14 protein-coding genes are annotated in these 18,243 nt (G+C 61.1%); 10 read left to right on the top strand and 4 right to left on the bottom strand.

The genetic code is table 11. The features are described from left to right. The first annotated feature begins 63 nt into the window (after positions 1-63). Entirely contained in the window at positions 64-528 is a 465-nt protein-coding gene (locus M1E04_RS22425) for an REP-associated tyrosine transposase (protein WP_065987863.1), read from the top strand. A 1,070-nt stretch (positions 529-1,598) separates the two neighbouring features. On the opposite strand, the gene M1E04_RS22430 is transcribed toward M1E04_RS22425, so the two are convergent. Beyond that, on the bottom strand, positions 1,599-2,438 hold the full coding sequence (locus M1E04_RS22430) for a 23S rRNA (adenine(2030)-N(6))-methyltransferase RlmJ (RefSeq protein WP_192130972.1): 840 nt from the start codon (positions 2,436-2,438) through the stop codon (positions 1,599-1,601). Positions 2,439-2,769: 331 nt separating this feature from the next. On the opposite strand from M1E04_RS22430, the gene M1E04_RS22435 reads away from it, so the two are divergent. Then, the gene (locus M1E04_RS22435; protein ID WP_065987865.1) at positions 2,770-3,033 is read left to right on the top strand and encodes a hypothetical protein; all 264 of its coding nucleotides are present in this window, start codon (positions 2,770-2,772) and stop codon (positions 3,031-3,033) included. A gap of 35 nt (positions 3,034-3,068) precedes the next feature. Here the strand turns inward: M1E04_RS22435 and M1E04_RS22440 are convergent, their stop codons facing one another. The 3 genes from M1E04_RS22440 to M1E04_RS22450 all read right to left on the bottom strand — a co-directional run bounded on the left by M1E04_RS22440 (position 3,069) and on the right by M1E04_RS22450 (position 7,261). Then, complete coding sequence (locus tag M1E04_RS22440; protein ID WP_192130970.1) at positions 3,069-3,989, bottom strand: halovibrin HvnA; 921 nt, start codon at positions 3,987-3,989, stop codon at positions 3,069-3,071. A gap of 322 nt (positions 3,990-4,311) precedes the next feature. After that, positions 4,312-5,415: a choline metabolism transcriptional regulator GbdR gene (gene gbdR / locus M1E04_RS22445; protein WP_065987867.1), complete on the bottom strand. Its 1,104-nt coding sequence runs from the start codon at positions 5,413-5,415 to the stop codon at positions 4,312-4,314. Between the two features lie 469 nt (positions 5,416-5,884). Beyond that, positions 5,885-7,261 carry an L-serine ammonia-lyase gene (locus tag M1E04_RS22450; protein ID WP_296310335.1) on the bottom strand — a complete coding sequence of 459 codons (1,377 nt, stop codon included), beginning with the start codon at positions 7,259-7,261 and terminating at the stop codon, positions 5,885-5,887. Between the two features lie 476 nt (positions 7,262-7,737). Between M1E04_RS22450 and M1E04_RS22455 the strand changes: the two genes are divergently transcribed. The 8 genes from M1E04_RS22455 (at position 7,738) to M1E04_RS22490 (ending at position 18,201) form a co-directional block, all read left to right on the top strand. Next, positions 7,738-8,685: a choline ABC transporter substrate-binding protein gene (locus tag M1E04_RS22455; RefSeq protein WP_296310337.1), complete on the top strand. Its 948-nt coding sequence runs from the start codon at positions 7,738-7,740 to the stop codon at positions 8,683-8,685. 64 nt (positions 8,686-8,749) lie between these two features. Then, positions 8,750-9,598: a choline ABC transporter permease subunit gene (gene choW / locus M1E04_RS22460; protein ID WP_192131039.1), complete on the top strand. Its 849-nt coding sequence runs from the start codon at positions 8,750-8,752 to the stop codon at positions 9,596-9,598. Further along, on the top strand, positions 9,595-10,776 hold the full coding sequence (gene choV, locus M1E04_RS22465) for a choline ABC transporter ATP-binding protein (protein ID WP_065987871.1): 1,182 nt from the start codon (positions 9,595-9,597) through the stop codon (positions 10,774-10,776). Before choW ends, choV begins: the two co-directional genes overlap by 4 nt. 198 nt (positions 10,777-10,974) lie before the next feature. Continuing rightward, positions 10,975-11,568, top strand: coding sequence for a transcriptional regulator BetI (gene betI, locus M1E04_RS22470; protein ID WP_065987872.1), 594 nt, complete (start codon positions 10,975-10,977; stop codon positions 11,566-11,568). Positions 11,569-11,642: 74 nt separating this feature from the next. Then, a complete protein-coding gene (gene betB, locus M1E04_RS22475) occupies positions 11,643-13,115 on the top strand; it encodes a betaine-aldehyde dehydrogenase (protein ID WP_456292066.1) in 1,473 nt (490 codons plus the stop codon). A gap of 142 nt (positions 13,116-13,257) precedes the next feature. After that, positions 13,258-14,955 (top strand): choline dehydrogenase, encoded by a 1,698-nt coding sequence (betA, locus tag M1E04_RS22480; protein ID WP_296315298.1) that lies wholly within the window; start codon positions 13,258-13,260, stop codon positions 14,953-14,955. 478 nt (positions 14,956-15,433) lie between these two features. After that, positions 15,434-16,876: a TldD/PmbA family protein gene (locus M1E04_RS22485; protein ID WP_456292067.1), complete on the top strand. Its 1,443-nt coding sequence runs from the start codon at positions 15,434-15,436 to the stop codon at positions 16,874-16,876. Beyond that, positions 16,876-18,201, top strand: a complete 1,326-nt coding sequence (locus M1E04_RS22490) for a TldD/PmbA family protein (RefSeq protein ID WP_296311182.1) — start codon at positions 16,876-16,878, stop codon at positions 18,199-18,201. The genes M1E04_RS22485 and M1E04_RS22490 overlap by 1 nt, the downstream gene beginning before the upstream one ends. Positions 18,202-18,243 lie beyond the last annotated feature (42 nt).

Below are 18,243 nucleotides of genomic sequence, written 5' to 3' on the forward strand. Positions count from 1 at the left end.
TCGCCATCCTTGAATCCGCTTTCTGCCTTTATTGTTTGCCCTCACACGAAGAGGAGCAATGGAATGCAGGAACTCAAACATGCTCGGTCTCTGCGCATCGGTCGAGCCTCCCAGCCAGGGAACGTCTATCTCGTGACCTCTGTGGTCAAGAATCGCCTGCCTATATTCAGTGATATTCAGATAGCTCGCAGGGTCGTCGCGGAAATGGAGCACCTGCATTCCTCAGACCTTGTGCACTCGATGGCGTGGGTAGTTATGCCCGACCATCTGCATTGGCTGTTCGAGCTCAAGTCAGGATTGCTGCCCACGCTCATGCAAGCACTGAAGGGTAGAAGTGCCTTCGCAGTGAACAAGGCTCACGGCACAAAAACACTCACATGGCAGAAGGGTTATCACGATCACGGGGTCAGGGCCGAAGAGGACCTCGTCGAGATGGCTCGCTACGTCGTGAATAACCCAATACGGGCAGGTCTGGTCAGGCAGAGGGAGGACTATCCATTGTGGGGTTGTGAATGGGTGCTCGAGTAGAACTGGCTTTAGCCGGGAAGACGCCGGTTGTCACGCCGTAGAATTGAGGGCGCTGCAACCGGCCTCTTCCCGGCTGAAGCCGGTTCTACTGACAGATCGCGTTTCCCTTGTAGGACTGGCTTTAGCCGGGAAGACGCCGGTTGTCACGCCGCAGAATTGAGGGCGCTGCAACTGGCCTCTTCCCGGCTGAAGCCGGCCCTACTGACACCGCGCGCAACCCTTGTAGGACTGGCTTTAGCCGGGAAGAGGCCGGTTGTCACGCCGCGGAATTGAAGGTGGTGCCACTGGCCTCTTCCCGGCTGAAGCCGATCCTACTGACACCGCGCGTAACCATCGTAGGACTGGCTTTAGCCGGGAAGACGTCGGTCGTCACGCCGCGGAATTGAGGGCGCTGCAACCGGCCTATTCCCGGCTGAAGCCGGTCCTACTGACATCGCGCGTACCATTGTAGGACTGGCTTTAGCCGGGAAGGCGTCGGTCGTCACGCCGCGGAATTGAGGGCGCTGCAACCGGCCTATTCCCGGCTGAAGCCGGTCCTACTGACACCGCGCGTAACCCTTGTAGGACTGGCTTTAGCCGGGAAGGCGTCGGTCGTCACGCCGCAGAACTGAGGGTACTGCAGCTGGCCTCTTCCCGGCTGAAGCCGGTCCTACTGACACCGCGCGTAACCCTTGTAGGACTGGCTTTAGCCGGGAAGGCGTCGGTCGTCACGTCGCAGAATTGAGGGTGTTGCCACTGGCCTCTTCCCGGCTGAAGCCGGTCCTACTAACACCGCGCGTAACCCTTGTAGGACTGGCTTTAGCCGGGAAGGCGTCGGTCGTCACGCCGCAGAACTGAGGGTACTGCAGCTGGCCTCTTCCCGGCTGAAGCCGGTCCTACTGACACCGCGCGTAACCCTTGTAGGACTGGCTTTAGCCGGGAAGGTGTCGGCTGTCACTCCGCGGAATTGAAGGTGTTGCCACTGGCCTCTTCCCGGCTGAAGCCGGTCCTACTAACACCGCGCGTAACCCTTGTAGGACTGGCTTTAGCCGGGAAGAGGCCAGCCGTCACGCCGTGGAAATCAGGAGTGGTTACTCCGCAATCAGCCAATCCATCTTCCAGTCACCCTGGGTCTGGCCAAGCTTCTTCGCCAGCCATGGCATCAACTCGCGCAGCTCCTCTTCCAGCCCCCAAGGCGGATTGGCGATTGCCAGGCCGGAGCCGTTGAGGCTGTTGGGCGTGTCCAGCGGATGCACGAACAACTCGACCCGCAGCAGCTTCGGCGCGCCGGTTTCGGCCAGGTCCTGATAGAAGCGCTTGAGCGCGCGCTGGTCCTTGATCGGGTACCAGATGGCGGCGACGGTCTGGCGCATCCGTGCGATGGTTTCCTTGAGGGCGACGGAGCAGCGCTTCATCTCGTCGAGCTGCTCGAACGGGGGATCGATCAGCATCACCGCGCGCTTCTCGTGAACCGGCAACAACGCGCGGGGCACGTGCCAGCCTTCTCCCAGGTGCACGGCGACACGGCGGTCGTATTTCATGTTGTCTTTGAGCAGCGCGCCGTCTTCCGGGTGTTTTTCGTTAAGCAGCACGCGGTCCTGCTCGCGGGTCACGCGGCGGGCCAGTTCGGGAGAGCCCGGGTAATAACGCAGTTCACCGGTCTTGCGGTTCATGTGGCGGATCGCGTCGATGTAACCAGCCGCCATGTCAGGCACGTCATCGGCATCCCAGAGACGACCTATGCCTTCGATCCACTCGCCGGTGCGCGTGGCCTGATCACCCTGCAAGTCATACAGGCCGATGCCTGCGTGGGTGTCGAGGTAAGCGAGTGGCTGCTCCTTGCGCGACATGAGTGCGATCAAGCGAGTCAGAACGATGTGTTTGAAAACGTCGGCGTGGTTGCCGGCGTGGAAGGCGTGGCGGTAGTTCATGGCGGCTCCTGGAAGGCTGCGGAGTTTAGCAAAACAGCTGAAGCTGCGCAGACCGCTCATGCCCTGACAACCGGAGGAGCCCAAACGACAGGCAAAAAAATCCCCGGTTAAGCCGTTACAAAACCGGGGTGAGGCATTTTCGCGGGCCAGAGGGTGACCAAACCGTACCCCGCGCAATGTAAGTGATCGGATTATGCCAAATGAACTAAACAGTTACATAGCCGAAAACGACACGGTGATGTGTATGCCAGACATCCGCAACCTCGACACTTGCCGAGCCACCATCGGCGCGACCAGAATCGGTTCAATCTGAAAAAACGGAGCGCACGTCATGATGCACGCAGACCTCATCGACCAGGACGACCTGATCAGCCAGCTCAGGGCGATCGGTTTAGACGTGCCTTCCGGTCTCAGCGCCGAACAGGCGTGCGCCCAGGCGGTGCGCGGACTGAATGACGATCGCGCCCGCGAACTGCGCAAGCTGGTGGAGAAACTGCTGAGCGGCAGCGCGACGATCCTGCCGGCCGTGCGCCAGGCGATTGATCAGCAGTTGTTGCCCGCGTTGGCGGCATACAACAAAGACATTCCACGTTAGTCCATGCATTAAGACGGTCATCTACATAACGCCAGTTACAGGCAGGTCGTTGCACCGGGCTGGCAATATTGATCAGCAGGGGAATACACAAAACTGGCGCTTCCTGTAGACGCAGCGGGCAGCGCCATATGAACGATCGGCATGAACGCACCGCCCGTACTCCTGAAGAAATCCCACTGATCATGCCTTGCGCCCTTCAACCCACTCGACGCTGTATAAAAGAACGCCTGAATGGGAAGTCGGGTCGGAATGTTCTGTGCCCATGCCTGAACCATTATTTCGTTATAACGGTGTGGCAAACTGGCCGGCACCAAGTGCATGGCTTGCAGGGATTGATAGAACGACTCCGCTCCCAACTCGTTCATCGCATCTCGCACATCGAATGAACAGACATACCCGTAAATATTATTTTGACTTGCACCTGAAGGGCCTTTATCGAAATGAGCCTTCCACTGCTCTGCGGTCGAGATGCCCTGCGATTGGCAGCGCTTGCTCACGCCGGGGTACTGGGTGCTTTCGCCGCAACCCGGCTGAGCCCGTATCCAGGTGAAACCATCTATGGGAAAAGAACAGAGCACTTGCAGATGGTCCTTGCCAGCAGGGGCCGCGAAGGTGGGGTAGAGGATAAATCCATTGTCGATGTTGCCGGCCAGGTGATCGAAATTCGCGTCTTTACGCAGGTAGGAGAACGACACCCCCTGCTTCCCTGGTACGGGGTTCCACGCATGATAGTCGAAGGATTCATTAGTAGCCCTGAGCAATACACCCGAGCATAAAAACGCCGGCATCGACTCACTGCCGCAGTTGCGCCGAGTGTCCTGATAGTTCGCCTGAATGGCCGCCGCCACCGCCGGGCCATCTAATGTATTAACGCTCTGACTCTTCTGAGGAGGCATTGTTTGACTGGTGCAACCGCAGACCAGCGCAATGGATAAAAGCAGGACGGACAGTTTCATGATGAGCGCTCCTTGCCACAAACCAATTCCTTAACCAACGAAGGCCTTAAGGGTGTGGAAGTTTTTATACGCGCGCTATCGACTCACGAAAACTGTCAGAAATGACAGTGCCACCGAGATGGTTTTTTGAATTTAGCTACTTTTGCCGCAGGGGCCTGATTCCGTCATTCAGAACTGACCGGAGCGATCATTCAGGACGGGGAGCTATTTCGAATCAATCTAACTGGCAGGAAATACGCCGGGCGGGCATGTTCTGCCGGGGAAGAGCTCCCCGGACAGACTCACAGGTGTGATGGCCGTACTTTGCGTACCAGCCGCGGTATTACAACCGCACACTCGCAAACGTCGACTCGTTACGCGCCTGACTCAGCGCCGACAGCGGGCCTGACAACGGTGCGAGAACGATCGACTGCGGGATCGGCAGCATTGCCACCTGCTGCGTGGTATTGGAGCCGACGCGTTCGTCCCGTGGCGGAATGCCAAAGTATTCGCGGTAGCATTTGGAGAAGTGCGGCGTGGACACGAAGCCGCAGACCGAGGCCACTTCGATGATCGACATCGGCGTTTGCTTGAGTAACTGGCGGGCGCGGATCAGGCGCAGCTTGAGGTAATAGCGCGACGGCGAGCAGTGCAGGTATTTCTGGAACAGTCTTTCCAGCTGACGCCGGGACACGGCGACGTACACGGCAAGCTCATCCAGATCGATCGGTTCTTCGAGGTTGGCTTCCATCAGCGCAACGATTTCCTGCAGCTTCGGCTGATTGGTGCCGAGCATGTGCTTGAGCGGCACACGCTGGTGGTCCTGTTCGTTGCGGATGCGTTCGTAGACGAACATTTCCGAGATCGCGGCGGACAATTCGCGGCCATGATCGCGGCTGATCAGGTGCAGCATCATGTCCAGAGGCGCGGTGCCGCCGGAACTGGTGAAGCGGTTGCGGTCGAGGGTGAACAGCCGCGTGCTCATGGCGACGCGGGGGAAAGCTTCCTGCATCGCGGCCAGACATTCCCAATGCACGCTGCAATCGAAACCGTCCAGCAAGCCCGCGCAGGCCAGTGCCCAACTGCCGGTGCACACCGCGCCCAGACGACGGGACTGGCGCGCCTGGCTTTGCAGCCAACTGACGTGTTCGCGGGTCACGGTGCGCTGAATGCCGACGCCACCGCAGACGATCACGGTGTCAAGCACCGGTGCTTTGTGCATGGCGGCGTCCGGGGTGATCTGCAGGCCGTCGCTGGCCCAGACCTGGCCGCCATCCGCCGTCAGTGTGGTCCAGCGATACAGCTCGCGGCCCGAGAGCTGGTTCGCCATGCGCAGTGGCTCGACCGCTGACGCGAGGGAGATCAGTGTGAAGTTGTCCAGCAGCAGGAAGCCGATGGATTGGGGCGCACGGTTCTGGGGTTGAGCCCCGGAGTTGAACGTAGTCATCACACTTCTCCTCACGCGTAAAACGGTTGAAGGCCTCAGCAGAGGCTCTCGTTGTATCGCCCTCATCTGCGGAGAGCTTGGTCATTGCAACGCAAATGCCATGCCTAAAGTTGAATGGGCATTCAATAACTCCCGATTGCGACGTCGCGAAGCGTCTATTCGGGAGCGACACAACGATTCAAATCGCGACCCCCGGAACGGCTGGGGCGCAGGCGCGGCGGGCGGGATGAGCAATTCCGTAGCACTTGTGTGAACCATCGAATCGGCGGGCGGTCCGGGAGTGTCACCCGATGCACGGGGTGATCGACAGTCGGCGTTGGACCATGGGTACGGATGGCATCCCGCCAGCTCAAGAGTGAGCGCGCGCCAAAACGTAGCGGGCTCAGTGGGGCGTGGGCGAAAAGCGAGCAGGCGGCTCTTATGCACCTGCTCCTGTCCCGGGGCTGTCCCGGGCGCTGGCGTTACCGACTCAACATTCGACGGCGCTGACCGCCAGCCCGCCGCGGGACGTCTCTTTGTATTTGTCGTGCATATCGGCGCCGGTGTCGCGCATGGTGCGAATGACGCGGTCCAGCGAGATGAAGTGCTGACCGTCGCCGCGCAGGGCCATTTGCGCGGCATTGATGGCCTTCACTGCAGCGATGGCGTTGCGCTCGATGCACGGCACCTGAACCAGTCCGCCCACCGGATCGCAGGTCAGGCCGAGGTTGTGTTCCAGACCGATTTCAGCCGCGTTGCACAGCTGTTCGGGCGTGGCACCCAGAATGTCCGCCAGCCCGGCCGCCGCCATGGCGCACGCCGAACCGACCTCACCCTGGCAGCCGACTTCGGCGCCGGATATCGATGCATTCTTTTTGCACAAAATGCCGATCGCCGCGGCACCCAAGAGGTAATCGACCACGTTGGCTTCGCTGACCTCGTCGCTGAATTTGACGAAGTAATGCAGCACCGCCGGAATGATCCCCGCCGCGCCGTTGGTGGGCGCCGTGACCATGCGACCTCCTGCGGCGTTTTCTTCGTTGACCGCCAGCGCGAACAGGTTGACCCACTCCATCGCGCTCAACGTCGAGCCAATCACGTTCGGCTTGTTCAATTCCAGAAGGCTGCGATGCAGACGCGCTGCACGACGACGCACGTTCAGGCCGCCCGGCAAAATACCCTCATGCTTCAGGCCCAGCTCGACGCACGCTTGCATGGCACGCCACAGGTGCATGAGCCCGGCACGGATTTCGTCTTCGCTGCGCCAGACCTTCTCGTTTTCCATCATCAGCTGCGAGACTCGCAAGCCGTGTGTTTCGCAGAGCATCAGCAGCTCATCGGCACTGGAGAAATCGTAAGGCAGCACGGTTTCGTCGCGATCCAGCACGCCACTGGCGGCCTGGGCTTCATCGACGACAAAACCGCCGCCCACCGAGTAGTAAGTGTCGCGATGAAATTCGCCGTGCTCATTGAACGCGACCAGCGTCATGGCATTGGGATGGAACGGCAGGTTTTCGTCGATGAGCAGCATGTCGCGCTGCCAGACGAAAGGGATCGGGTGATCGCCGTTGAGCTTCAAGGTGTCGGTCTCACGCAGTTCGGCGATGCGCTGACCGATCAGCCCCGGATCAATCGCATCGGGCCATTCGCCCATCAGGCCCATGATCACCGCGCTGTCGCTGCCATGGCCGACGCCGGTTGCCGACAGCGAGCCATACAGCCGCACTTCAACGCGACTCACCTGCTCTAGCTGATCGCGTTCGCGCAGGCCCTGGACGAACAACGCGGCAGCGCGCATGGGGCCGACGGTGTGTGAGCTGGAGGGGCCGATACCGATCTTGAACAGGTCGAACACGCTGATAGCCATTAACCGCAAACCTCCGAAAACAGGGCTCCCGGCGCGCCGCGCGGCCGGCGACGGAGCTGCTACGCTCAAGCAGCGATCCATCGAGATGGCGGCATCATCAGCCTTTTGTTTTACGAGGCGGCGTCTCACACCGACTCACCCATGCCCACCAACGTCGCGTCTGCTTTAACCGATACCTGAACACGATCGGCTGCCGATTCCGGCACTTTTTGCCGTATCGTCACTCTGCTTTTGTCCCGGGAATCATTCGGCGAGCAGGGAAAAAACCTGTAAGCGACGTCACTGATACTGGATACGACGCCCTGTGTACTGGATACGACGCCCCCTGTAGGCGTTTGTTTTTCCCTGTTACATGATCGTTGTCGACTCAATCGCCAGACGCAGTGATGGAGCTGTTTTCCCAACTTGACTCGCCGACACCAGAAAACGCATCAGCTGCGGTTGATGCCGAGAAGAAAACACCAAAGGAGTCCAACATGAAAGGTTCACAAAGGCTGTTGCTGGGCGTTGCGCTGAGTCTTCCTATCCTGGCCCAGGCCGCAGAGCCCGCCGCTTGCCAGATGGTCAATTTTTCCGATGTGGGCTGGACCGACATCACGGCGACCACCGCCGTCACCAGCGTCGTGCTGCAGTCGTTGGGCTACAAAACCAAAACCACGATGATTTCCGTGCCCGTGACCTACAAGTCGCTGGCCGATGGCAAGAACATGGACATCTTCCTCGGCAACTGGATGCCGACCATGGAAAACGACATCAAGGCCTACCGCGACGCCGGCACTGTCGAGACCGTCCGCGCCAACCTTGAGAACGCCAAGTACACCCTCGCCGTTCCCCAGGCGCTGTACGACAAGGGGCTTCACGACTTCGCCGACATCGTCAAGTTCAAGAAAGAACTCGACGGCAAAATCTACGGCATCGAGCCGGGCAACGACGGCAACCGCCTGATCCAGAGCATGATCGACAAGAACGCCTTCGGCCTGAAAGACGCAGGCTTCAAGGTCGTCGAATCGAGCGAAGCCGGCATGTTGTCCCAGGTCGACCGCGCCTCGCGACGCAGCACCGACGTGGTGTTCCTCGGCTGGGAACCGCACCCGATGAACACCCGATTCAAGATCAAATACCTCACCGGCGGCGATGACTTCTTCGGCCCCGACTTCGGCAAAGCCACCGTCTACACCAACGTGCGCAAGGGCTACACCACCGAGTGCAGCAACGTCGGTCAGTTGTTGAAGAATCTGTCCTTCACCCTGCCAATGGAAAGCGCGCTGATGGGCAATATCCTCGACGACAAGAAAAAGCCTGAAGTGGCCGCCAAAGCGTGGCTGAAAGCCAACCCTCAAGTACTCGACACCTGGCTGGCGGGTGTCACCACCGTGGACGGAAAACCTGGCCTGGAAGCCGCAAAAGCCGAGCTGACGAAGTAACTCGACAGGCAGGCGGGTACGCCCGCCTGTTGTCCTCTTTTCATCCCGCACGCGGACAACCGACATCATGCTGACTGATCATAAAATCCCTCTGGGCGAGTACATCGCCGGCTTCGTCGAATGGCTGACGCAGCACGGCGCCAGCACCTTCGACGCCATCGCTTCCTCACTGGAAACCATGATTCACGGCCTGACCGGCGGGCTGACCTGGTTCAACCCCTTCGTGCTGATCGGCCTGGTTGCCCTGCTTGCCCACTTCATTCAGCGCAAATGGGGCCTGACCGCATTTGTGATCATTTCCTTCCTGCTGATCCTCAACCTGGGGTACTGGCAGGAAACCATGGAGACCCTGGCGCAGGTGCTGTTCGCCACGGCGGTCTGTGTGGTGATCGGTGTGCCGCTGGGCATCATTGCCGCGCACAAGCCGATGTTCTACACCTGCATGCGACCCGTCCTCGACCTGATGCAGACGGTGCCTACGTTCGTTTACCTGATCCCGACCTTGACGCTGTTCGGCCTCGGCGTAGTACCGGGCCTGATTTCGACGGTGGTGTTCGCGATCGCTGCGCCGATCCGCCTGACCTACCTGGGCATCTGTGATGTCCCGCAAGAACTCCTCGACGCCGGCAAAGCTTTCGGCTGTTCGCGCCGTCAACTGCTCTCGCGCATCGAGCTGCCCCACGCCATGCCGAGCATCGCGGCCGGCATCACCCAGTGCATCATGCTGTCGCTGTCGATGGTGGTGATCGCCGCGCTGGTGGGCGCGGATGGCCTGGGCAAACCTGTGGTCAACGCACTGAACACTGCTGATATCGCTCTGGGCTTCGAAGCGGGCCTGGCGATCGTATTGCTGGCGATCATGCTCGACCGGATCTGCAAACAACCGGACGCCAAAGTGAGGACCGACGCATGAGCATCATCAAATTCGATCAGGTTGACGTCGTCTTCTCCAAAGACCCGCGTGAGGCACTCAAGCTGTTGGACCAGGGCCTTACGCGGGCCGAAATCCTCAAGAAAACCGGCCAGATCGTCGGCGTCGAAAAAGCCACGCTGGAGATCAACAAAGGCGAGATCTGCGTGCTGATGGGCCTGTCCGGCTCGGGCAAATCCAGCCTGCTGCGCTGCATCAACGGCCTGAACACGGTCAGCCGCGGTTCGCTGTTCGTCGAGCACGAAGGGCAGCAGATCAATATCGCTGCCTGCACCCCCGCCGAGCTGAAGATGATGCGCACCAAGCGCATTGCCATGGTGTTCCAGAAGTTCGCCCTGATGCCGTGGCTGACGGTGCGCGAGAACATCAGCTTCGGCCTGGAAATGCAGGGCCGCCCCGAGAAAGAGCGGCGCGCACTGGTGGACGAAAAGCTGGAGCTGGTCGGCCTGACCCAATGGCGCAACAAGAAGCCGGATGAGCTGTCAGGCGGCATGCAGCAGCGGGTCGGCCTGGCCCGCGCGCTGGCGATGGACGCTGACATTCTGCTGATGGACGAGCCGTTTTCGGCCCTTGACCCGCTGATCCGCCAAGGTTTGCAGGACGAACTGCTGGCGCTGCAGAAGAAGCTGAACAAGACCATCGTGTTCGTGAGTCACGACCTGGACGAAGCGCTCAAGCTCGGCACCCGCATCGCGATCATGAAGGACGGCCGGATCATTCAGTACAGCGTGCCGGAAGAGATCGTGCTCAATCCCGCCGACGAGTACGTGCGTACGTTCGTCGCCCACACCAATCCGCTCAACGTGCTGTGCGGCCGGAGCCTGATGCGCCCGATCACCCAATGCACGCGCATTAACGGTTCTCAGGTCTGCCTGGACCCGAGCGACGACACGTGGATAGATCTCTCTGAAGGCAACGCCATCACCGGCGCCCACCAGCATGGCGCGACCCTTGATCTGCAAAGCTGGGAGCCGGGCCAGTCAGTGGAAAGCCTCGGCCGCAAACCGACCGTTGTCCACTCCGACATCGGCATGCGCGACGCCTTGCAGATCCGCTACCACACCGGCAACAAGCTCGTCTTGCAGGAGAACAACCAGTTGGTCGGCATCCTCGGCGACAGCGAGCTGTACCACGCATTGCTGGGCAAGAATCACGGCTGATTGCAGCTGCAAGCTTCAAGTTTCAAGCTGCAAGAAAAAGGCCGCCACGCCTCGACTCTTGCGGTTTGGAGCTTAAAGCTTGTGGTTGCCTTTCTGCGCCTGCAACTTTTTGTTGATTGAACGTTCAATTAAAAAGCTTTACAGTGAACGCCGTTTCCAGCCACCCACGATCACCCGGCAGATCAAGGAGCCCTACAGATGCCCAAGGTCGGTATGCAACCCATTCGGCGTCAACAGTTGATCCAGGCCACCCTTACGGCGGTCGATCAGGTGGGGATGGGCGATGCCAGCATTGCGCTGATCGCCAGACTGGCGGGGGTCTCCAACGGCATCATCAGTCACTACTTTCAGGACAAGAACGGCCTGATCGCCGCGACGATGCGCCACTTGATGAATGCGCTGATCGCCAGCGTCGCCGAACGGCGCCGGGCATTGAACGACGACAGCCCGCGGGCTCACCTGAAAGTGATCATCGAGGGCAACTTCGATGCCAGTCAGGTCAACGGTCCGGCGATGAAAACCTGGCTCGCCTTCTGGGCAACCAGCATGCATTCGCCCTCGCTGCACAGGTTGCAGCGGATCAATGATCACCGCCTGTATTCCAACCTCTGCTGCCAGTTCCGTCGCGTATTGCCGTTGGATGAAGCACGCAGCGCAGCCCGAGGGCTGGCGGCATTGATCGACGGATTGTGGCTGCGCGGCGCGCTGTCGGGCGACGCCTTCGACACCGAACAAGCGCAACGGATCGCCTACGAGTACATGGACTTTCAACTGGCAAAAGCGCCGAGCTGAAGCAGCCGGCATCACGACCAAGGCAGCGCACGGCGCACTCGGTCGTCACCCACCCAGATTACTGCGAGGATTTTATGGCCCGTTTCGAACTGCAAAAACTCTACATTGACGGCGGCTACGTGGACGCCAGCAGCAACGCGACCTTCGAGGCTATCAACCCAGCCAATGGCGAAGTCCTGGCCCAGGTCCAGCGCGCGACCCAAGAAGACGTCGAACGCGCTGTCGTCAGCGCTGAAAAGGGCCAGAAAATCTGGGCCGCCATGACCGCCATGGAGCGCTCGCGCATCCTGCGTCGTGCCGTCGACATCCTGCGTGAACGCAACGATGAGCTGGCCGAACTGGAAACCCTGGACACCGGCAAAGCGATCTCCGAAACCAAATACGTCGACATCGTCACCGGCGCCGACGTGCTGGAGTACTACGCCGGCCTGGTGCCCGCCATCGAAGGCGAGCAGATTCCGCTGCGTGACACTTCGTTCGTCTACACCCGCCGCGAGCCGTTGGGCGTCACCGTCGGCATCGGCGCGTGGAACTACCCGATCCAGATCGCCCTGTGGAAGTCCGCCCCTGCGCTGGCGGCCGGCAACGCAATGATCTTCAAGCCAAGCGAAGTCACCTCGCTGACCACGCTGAAGCTGGCAGAAATCTACACCGAAGCCGGCGTGCCGGACGGCGTGTTCAACGTGCTGACGGGCGCCGGCAGCGACGTCGGCAGCTGGCTGACCGAGCACCCGCGCATCGAGAAGATCTCCTTCACCGGCGGCGTGCAGACCGGCAAGAAAGTCATGGCCAGCGCGTCGAGCTCGTCGCTCAAGGAAGTGACCATGGAGCTGGGCGGCAAGTCCCCGCTGATCATTTTCGACGACGCCGATCTGGATCGCTCCGCTGACATCGCGATGATGGCCAACTTCTACAGCTCCGGTCAGGTCTGCACCAACGGCACTCGCGTGTTCGTGCCGAGCGCCCTGAAGGCAGCCTTCGAAGCGAAAATCCTTGAGCGCGTCAAACGCATCCGCGTCGGCAACCCGCAGGACGACACCATTAATTTCGGCCCGCTGGTGAGCTTCGCGCACATGGAAAATGTGCTCGGCTACATCACCAAGGGCAAGGAAGAAGGCGCCCGCCTGCTGATCGGCGGCGACCGTCTGACCGAGGGTGAGCTGGCCAACGGCGCGTTCGTTGCGCCGACCGTGTTCACCGACTGCACCGATGAGATGACCATCGTCAAAGAGGAAATTTTTGGCCCGGTCATGAGCATCCTCAGCTACGAAACCGAAGAGGAAGTGATCCGCCGCGCCAACGACACCGAAATGGGTCTGGCTGCGGGCATCGTGACCAAAGACCTGAACCGCGCGCACCGCGTGATCCATCAACTGGAAGCCGGTATCTGCTGGATCAACGCCTGGGGCGAATCCGACGCGAAAATGCCGGTCGGTGGCTACAAGCAGTCGGGCGTGGGCCGCGAAAACGGCATCAGCTCGCTGGCGCAGTACACACGCATCAAGTCTGTGCAGGTTGAGCTGGGCGACTACGCGTCGGTGTTCTAGAAGCAGTTTTAAGCGGCAAGCCTCAAGACAAAGCAACTGCAGTCCTGGTCTGCCGCTCACCCCATCAATCTCGCAGGCGCCGTCTCGCTGCTTTTTCTTGCAGCTTGAGGCTTGACGCTTGCAACTCCCAAGGAGATTTATCTTGGAATACGACTACATCATCATCGGCGCCGGCTCGGCCGGTAACACCCTCGCCGCCCGTCTCACCGAAGACGCAGGCGTCACTGTGCTGTTGCTTGAAGCAGGCGGCCCGGACTATCGCGCCGACTTCCGCACGCAGATGCCAGCCGCGCTTGCGTTCCCGCTGCAGGGCCGTCGCTACAACTGGGCCTACGAGACCGAGCCAGAGCCACACATGAACAACCGCCGTATGGAATGCGGTCGCGGCAAGGGCCTGGGTGGCTCGTCGCTGATCAACGGCATGTGCTACATCCGCGGCAACGCCATGGACTACGACGGCTGGGCAAAAAACCCGGGCCTTGAAGACTGGTCTTACCTCGATTGCCTGCCGTACTTCCGCAAGGCCGAAACCCGCGACATCGGCCCTAACGACTACCACGGTGGCGAAGGCCCGGTCAGCGTGACCACGCCTAAAGCGGGCAACAATCCGCTGTTCGCCGCGATGGTCGAAGCAGGCGTGCAAGCCGGTTATCCGCGCACCGACGACCTCAACGGTTATCAGCAGGAAGGTTTCGGCCCGATGGACCGCACCGTCACGCCGTTCGGCCGTCGCGCCAGCACCGCCCGTGGCTATCTGGACGAAGCGAAGAAGCGCTCGACCCTGACCATCGTCACTCACGCGCTGACCGACCGGATTCTGTTCGACAACAAGCGCGCCGTCGGCGTGGCCTACATGGTGGGCGACAGCGACACCCGCATCGAAGCCCGCGCTCGCAAGGAAGTCCTGCTGTGTGGCGGCGCCATTGCTTCGCCGCAGATCCTGCAGCGTTCCGGCGTCGGCCCTGCGCCGCTGCTGAAGAAGCTCGACATTCCGGTCGTTCACGACCTGCCGGGCGTTGGCGAGAACCTGCAAGACCACCTGGAAATGTATTTGCAGTACGCGTGCAAAGAGCCGGTCTCGTTGTACCCGTCCCTGCTGTGGTGGAACCAGCCGGCCATCGGTGCCGAGTGGATGTTCCTCGGTAAAGGGATCGGCGCCAGCAACCAGTTCGAAGCGGGCGGTTTCATTCGTTCGCGCGAGGAATTCGAGTGGCCGAACATTCAGTACCACTTCCTGCCGGTCGCGATTAACTACAACGGCAGCAAGGGCGTGCAAGAGCACGGTTTCCAGGCGCACGTGGGTTCGATGCGTTCGCCAAGCCGTGGTCGCGTGCAGCTGAAATCGAAGAACCCGCGTGAGTACCCGAGCATTCTTTTCAACTACATGGCGTCCGAGCAGGACTGGCAGGAATTCCGCGACGGCATTCGCCTGACCCGCGAGATCATGCAGCAGCCAGCGCTGGACCAATACCGTGGCCGCGAAATCAGCCCGGGCATCGACGTGCAGAGCGACGAGCAGCTGGACACGTTTATCCGTGAGCATGCCGAGACTGCGTATCACCCATCCTGCTCGTGCAAGATGGGCACCGATGAAATGGCTGTCGTCGATGGCGAGGGCCGCGTGCACGGGATGGAAGGGCTGCGCGTGGTGGATGCGTCGATCATGCCGCTGATCACCACCGGCAACCTCAACGCACCGACGATCATGATGGCCGAGAAAATCGCCGACAAGATCCGTGGCCGCGCCCCGCTGCCGCGCAGCACCGCCGACTACTACGTCGCCGGCGACGCGCCCGTGCGTGGCAAGCCGATGCGTGAAGTGGGCCCGTTGGCGCAGTAACAGGCGCGACGTGGGCATATGTCAGTCCCACTAACGGCGCGCAGTGTGTCAGTGGGACCGGCTTCAGCCGGGAAGAGGCCGGTGGATACACCCTCGATTTCGCGGTGTGACACCTGACGCATTCCCGGCTAAAGCCGGTCCCACAATGGGCACGCGCTGTGTCAGTGGGACCGGCTTCAGCCGGGAAGAGGCCAGTGGATACACCCTCGATTTCGCGGTGTGACACATGGCGCATTCCCGGCTAAAGCCGGTCCCACAATGGTCGTGCGCTGTGTCAGTAGGACCGGCTTCAGCCGGGAAGAGGCCAGTGGCTACACCCTCGATCTTTGCGGTGTGACACATGGCGCTTTCTCGGCTGAAGGCGGTCCCACAATGGGCACGCGCCGTGTGCGTGTCATCCATCCCTCCCCCGCTGCAGTGATCATCCGCGCTATGATTCGGGCCGTTGCCTGTCCGAATCGCCAAGGAGCCTTCCTGCATGTTCGACTTCTCCGCTCAGCTCAAGCAGCGGTTCGCCGCTCTGCAGAGCAGCGCCCCGTTTTTCTCCCTGCGTTACGTCAAACAGACCAGCCAGCATTTGTCGGTGCGCAAGAACGTTGCCGAGCCGCCGCAATTGAGCATCGACGAAGGCGCGATGCTCACCGTGCGCGTCAATGGCGTCGAAGCCTATGCGGCCACCAACGACATTTCCCAGCGCGGGCTTCAATCGGCGCTGGAACAGGCGGAAATTCAAGCGCGGCAACTGGCCCCGCATTCCCTCCTCGACCTGCACGACCACGGTGTCGCCACCGCCCGTGCCGATTACCTCTCGCCCCACCTGCAGAACGCGTTTCCATCGCTCAGTGATTGCTACGCCCTGCTCAATGCCGAATCCGCGTCGGTGCCCAGGGACGAACGCTTGGTCAACTGGCAGGTGAGCCTGGGGCTTGAGAACGTCGAGCAGATCTACCTCAACAACGCCGGCGCCGAGATTCGCCAGGCCCAGCGCTTCGTCTTCCCTGGCCTGACCGTCACGGCTTACGACGGCCAAGACAGCCAGACCCGCAGCCTCGGTCGCGAGAACTTCGGCCAGCAGGGGGGCGCGGAAGTCATCGCGTCCTGCGGGATCATTGGCGCCGCAGTCAACGTTGCCGATCAGGCGCTGCAACTGGTCATGGCGCCGAACACGCCCACCGGGCCGCGCGATCTGCTGCTGACGCCCGACCAGATGACCCTGCAAATCCACGAATCCATCGGCCACCCGCTGGAGCTGGACCGCATCCTCGGCGACGAGCGCAATTACGCCGGCACCAGCTTCGTCAAAGCCAGCGACTTCGGCAGCCTGCAATACGGCTCAAGCCTCCTCAACGTGACCTTCGACCCGGAGATCCCCGAGCAACTGGCGAGCTACGGCTTTGATGACGATGGCACGCCGGCGAGCAAGCAATTCCTGATCAAGGACGGCGTACTGGTGAGGCCGCTGGGCGGCGCGCTGTCGCAATACCGCAGCGGTATGGAAGGCGTCGCCAACAGCCGCGCGTCGAGCTGGAACCGCGCGCCCATCGACCGCATGGCCAACCTCAACATCGAGCCGGGCGACAAGTCGATGGCGCAGCTCATTGGCGACACCGAGCACGGCATTTTGATGAGTACCAATCGCTCATGGTCGATCGACGACGCGCGCAACAAATTCCAGTTCGGCTGCGAGTGGGGTCAGTTGATCGAGAACGGCGAACTCAAGGGCGTGGTGAAGAACCCGAACTACCGCGCGATCTCTGCCCAGTTCTGGCGCAACCTCAGCGCGGTCGGCGACGCCAGCACCTTCAAGGTCCTTGGCACACCCAACTGTGGCAAAGGCGAGCCCAATCAAGTGATCCGCGTGGGCCATGCCTCGCCCGCTTGCGTGTTCGCGAGCGTTGATGTTTTCGGAGGTGACGCATGATGTCCCATCAAGCGCAATTCAAGGCCCTGGCCGAGTGGCTGCACGGCGCAGTCACCGCGGACGAGCGCTATACCTTGAGCTACGACGCCGAAGCGTCGGACTTTATCCGCTTCAACCACGCCAAAGTGCGTCAGGCCGGCCGCGTGCAGCAGGCCAGCGTGACGTTCAAGCTGATCGCCGCAGGCCGTCACGCCAACCTTAACCTCACGCTGTCAGGCGACGGCGAGGTGGATCAGCAACGCCTGAGCGAAGCCCTGCTTCAGTTACGGGAAACCCTGACGCTGTTGCCGGAAGACCCGTATCTGCAACTGAACGACGAGGCGTGGCAGAGCAGCAACGTGCAGGAGACGCCGTTGCCGGACAGCGCCCATGTCGTCGAGCAGATCGCGCAACTGGGCGAGGGGCTGGATCTGGTCGGCATCTACGCGGCCGGGCCGATCTATCGCGGCTTCGCCAGTTCCAGCGGTGCGCTGGGCTGGCATCAGGCCAACAGCTTCAATGTCGACTGGAGCCTGTTCCACGAGAACGGCCAGGCGGTGAAAGCCAACTACGCCGGCCACACCTGGACCGACGACGGCTTTGCACGGCGCTTCGCCCTGGCCCGTGAGCAATTGACGTTTCTTGGACGCCCGGCCCACGTCCTCGCGCCCGGGCAATACCGCGCCTATCTGGCGCCTGCCGCGCTGGAAGAAGTGATGGGCATGCTGTGCTGGGGTGGATTCTCTGCGCAGTCGCTGGCCGACAAGACCAGCCCCTTGCAGCGGCTGTACGACGGCCAATCCACGTTGAGCCCGTTGGTGAGCCTGAACGAGCAGGTCAGCGGCTCGTTGTCCCCTGCGTTTTCCGGCGAGGGTTATCCGCGCATGGACCTGTCGCTGGTGGCCGAAGGCGTGGCCCGGGATCGCATGATCGACTCGCGCAGCGCCGCCGAATACGGCCTTGTGGCCAACGGCGCGGGCTGGGGCGAGTCGCCAAGCGCGCTGAGTATGGACGGCGGTTCCTTGGCGCTGGATGAGGTGTTGAAAGCATTGGGCACGGGCCTGTACATCAGCAACCTGTGGTACCTGAATTTCTCGGATCGCACCGCCGGGCGCATCACCGGAATGACGCGCTTCGCCACGTTCTGGGTGGAAGACGGGCAGATCAAGGCACCGGTCAACACCATGCGCTTCGACGACAGTCTCTTCAGCCTGCTGGGCACGGCACTGGAACAACTGACCACAGAAAGGGAACTCCTGCTGTCGACGAGCACCTACAGTCAGCGCCAGACCGCCTCGAATCTGCTGCCGGGCGCGCTGCTGAGTGGGTTGACGCTGACGCTGTAACGCCGACGTCTACCTGTGGGAGCCGGCTTGCTGGCGAAAGCG

The organism is Pseudomonas sp. AK106 (assembly GCF_053903055.1).

Coding starts and splice junctions, on each gene's coding strand:
- M1E04_RS22425 (WP_065987863.1), top strand. CDS start 64: ATGCAGGAACTCAAACATGCTCGGTCTCTGCGCATCGGTCGAGCCTCC.
- M1E04_RS22430 (WP_192130972.1), bottom strand. CDS start 2,438: ATGAACTACCGCCACGCCTTCCACGCCGGCAACCACGCCGACGTTTTC.
- M1E04_RS22435 (WP_065987865.1), top strand. CDS start 2,770: ATGATGCACGCAGACCTCATCGACCAGGACGACCTGATCAGCCAGCTC.
- M1E04_RS22440 (WP_192130970.1), bottom strand. CDS start 3,989: ATGAAACTGTCCGTCCTGCTTTTATCCATTGCGCTGGTCTGCGGTTGC.
- gbdR (WP_065987867.1), bottom strand. CDS start 5,415: ATGACTACGTTCAACTCCGGGGCTCAACCCCAGAACCGTGCGCCCCAA.
- M1E04_RS22450 (WP_296310335.1), bottom strand. CDS start 7,261: ATGGCTATCAGCGTGTTCGACCTGTTCAAGATCGGTATCGGCCCCTCC.
- M1E04_RS22455 (WP_296310337.1), top strand. CDS start 7,738: ATGAAAGGTTCACAAAGGCTGTTGCTGGGCGTTGCGCTGAGTCTTCCT.
- choV (WP_065987871.1), top strand. CDS start 9,595: ATGAGCATCATCAAATTCGATCAGGTTGACGTCGTCTTCTCCAAAGAC.
- betI (WP_065987872.1), top strand. CDS start 10,975: ATGCCCAAGGTCGGTATGCAACCCATTCGGCGTCAACAGTTGATCCAG.
- betB (WP_456292066.1), top strand. CDS start 11,643: ATGGCCCGTTTCGAACTGCAAAAACTCTACATTGACGGCGGCTACGTG.
- M1E04_RS22485 (WP_456292067.1), top strand. CDS start 15,434: ATGTTCGACTTCTCCGCTCAGCTCAAGCAGCGGTTCGCCGCTCTGCAG.
- M1E04_RS22490 (WP_296311182.1), top strand. CDS start 16,876: ATGTCCCATCAAGCGCAATTCAAGGCCCTGGCCGAGTGGCTGCACGGC.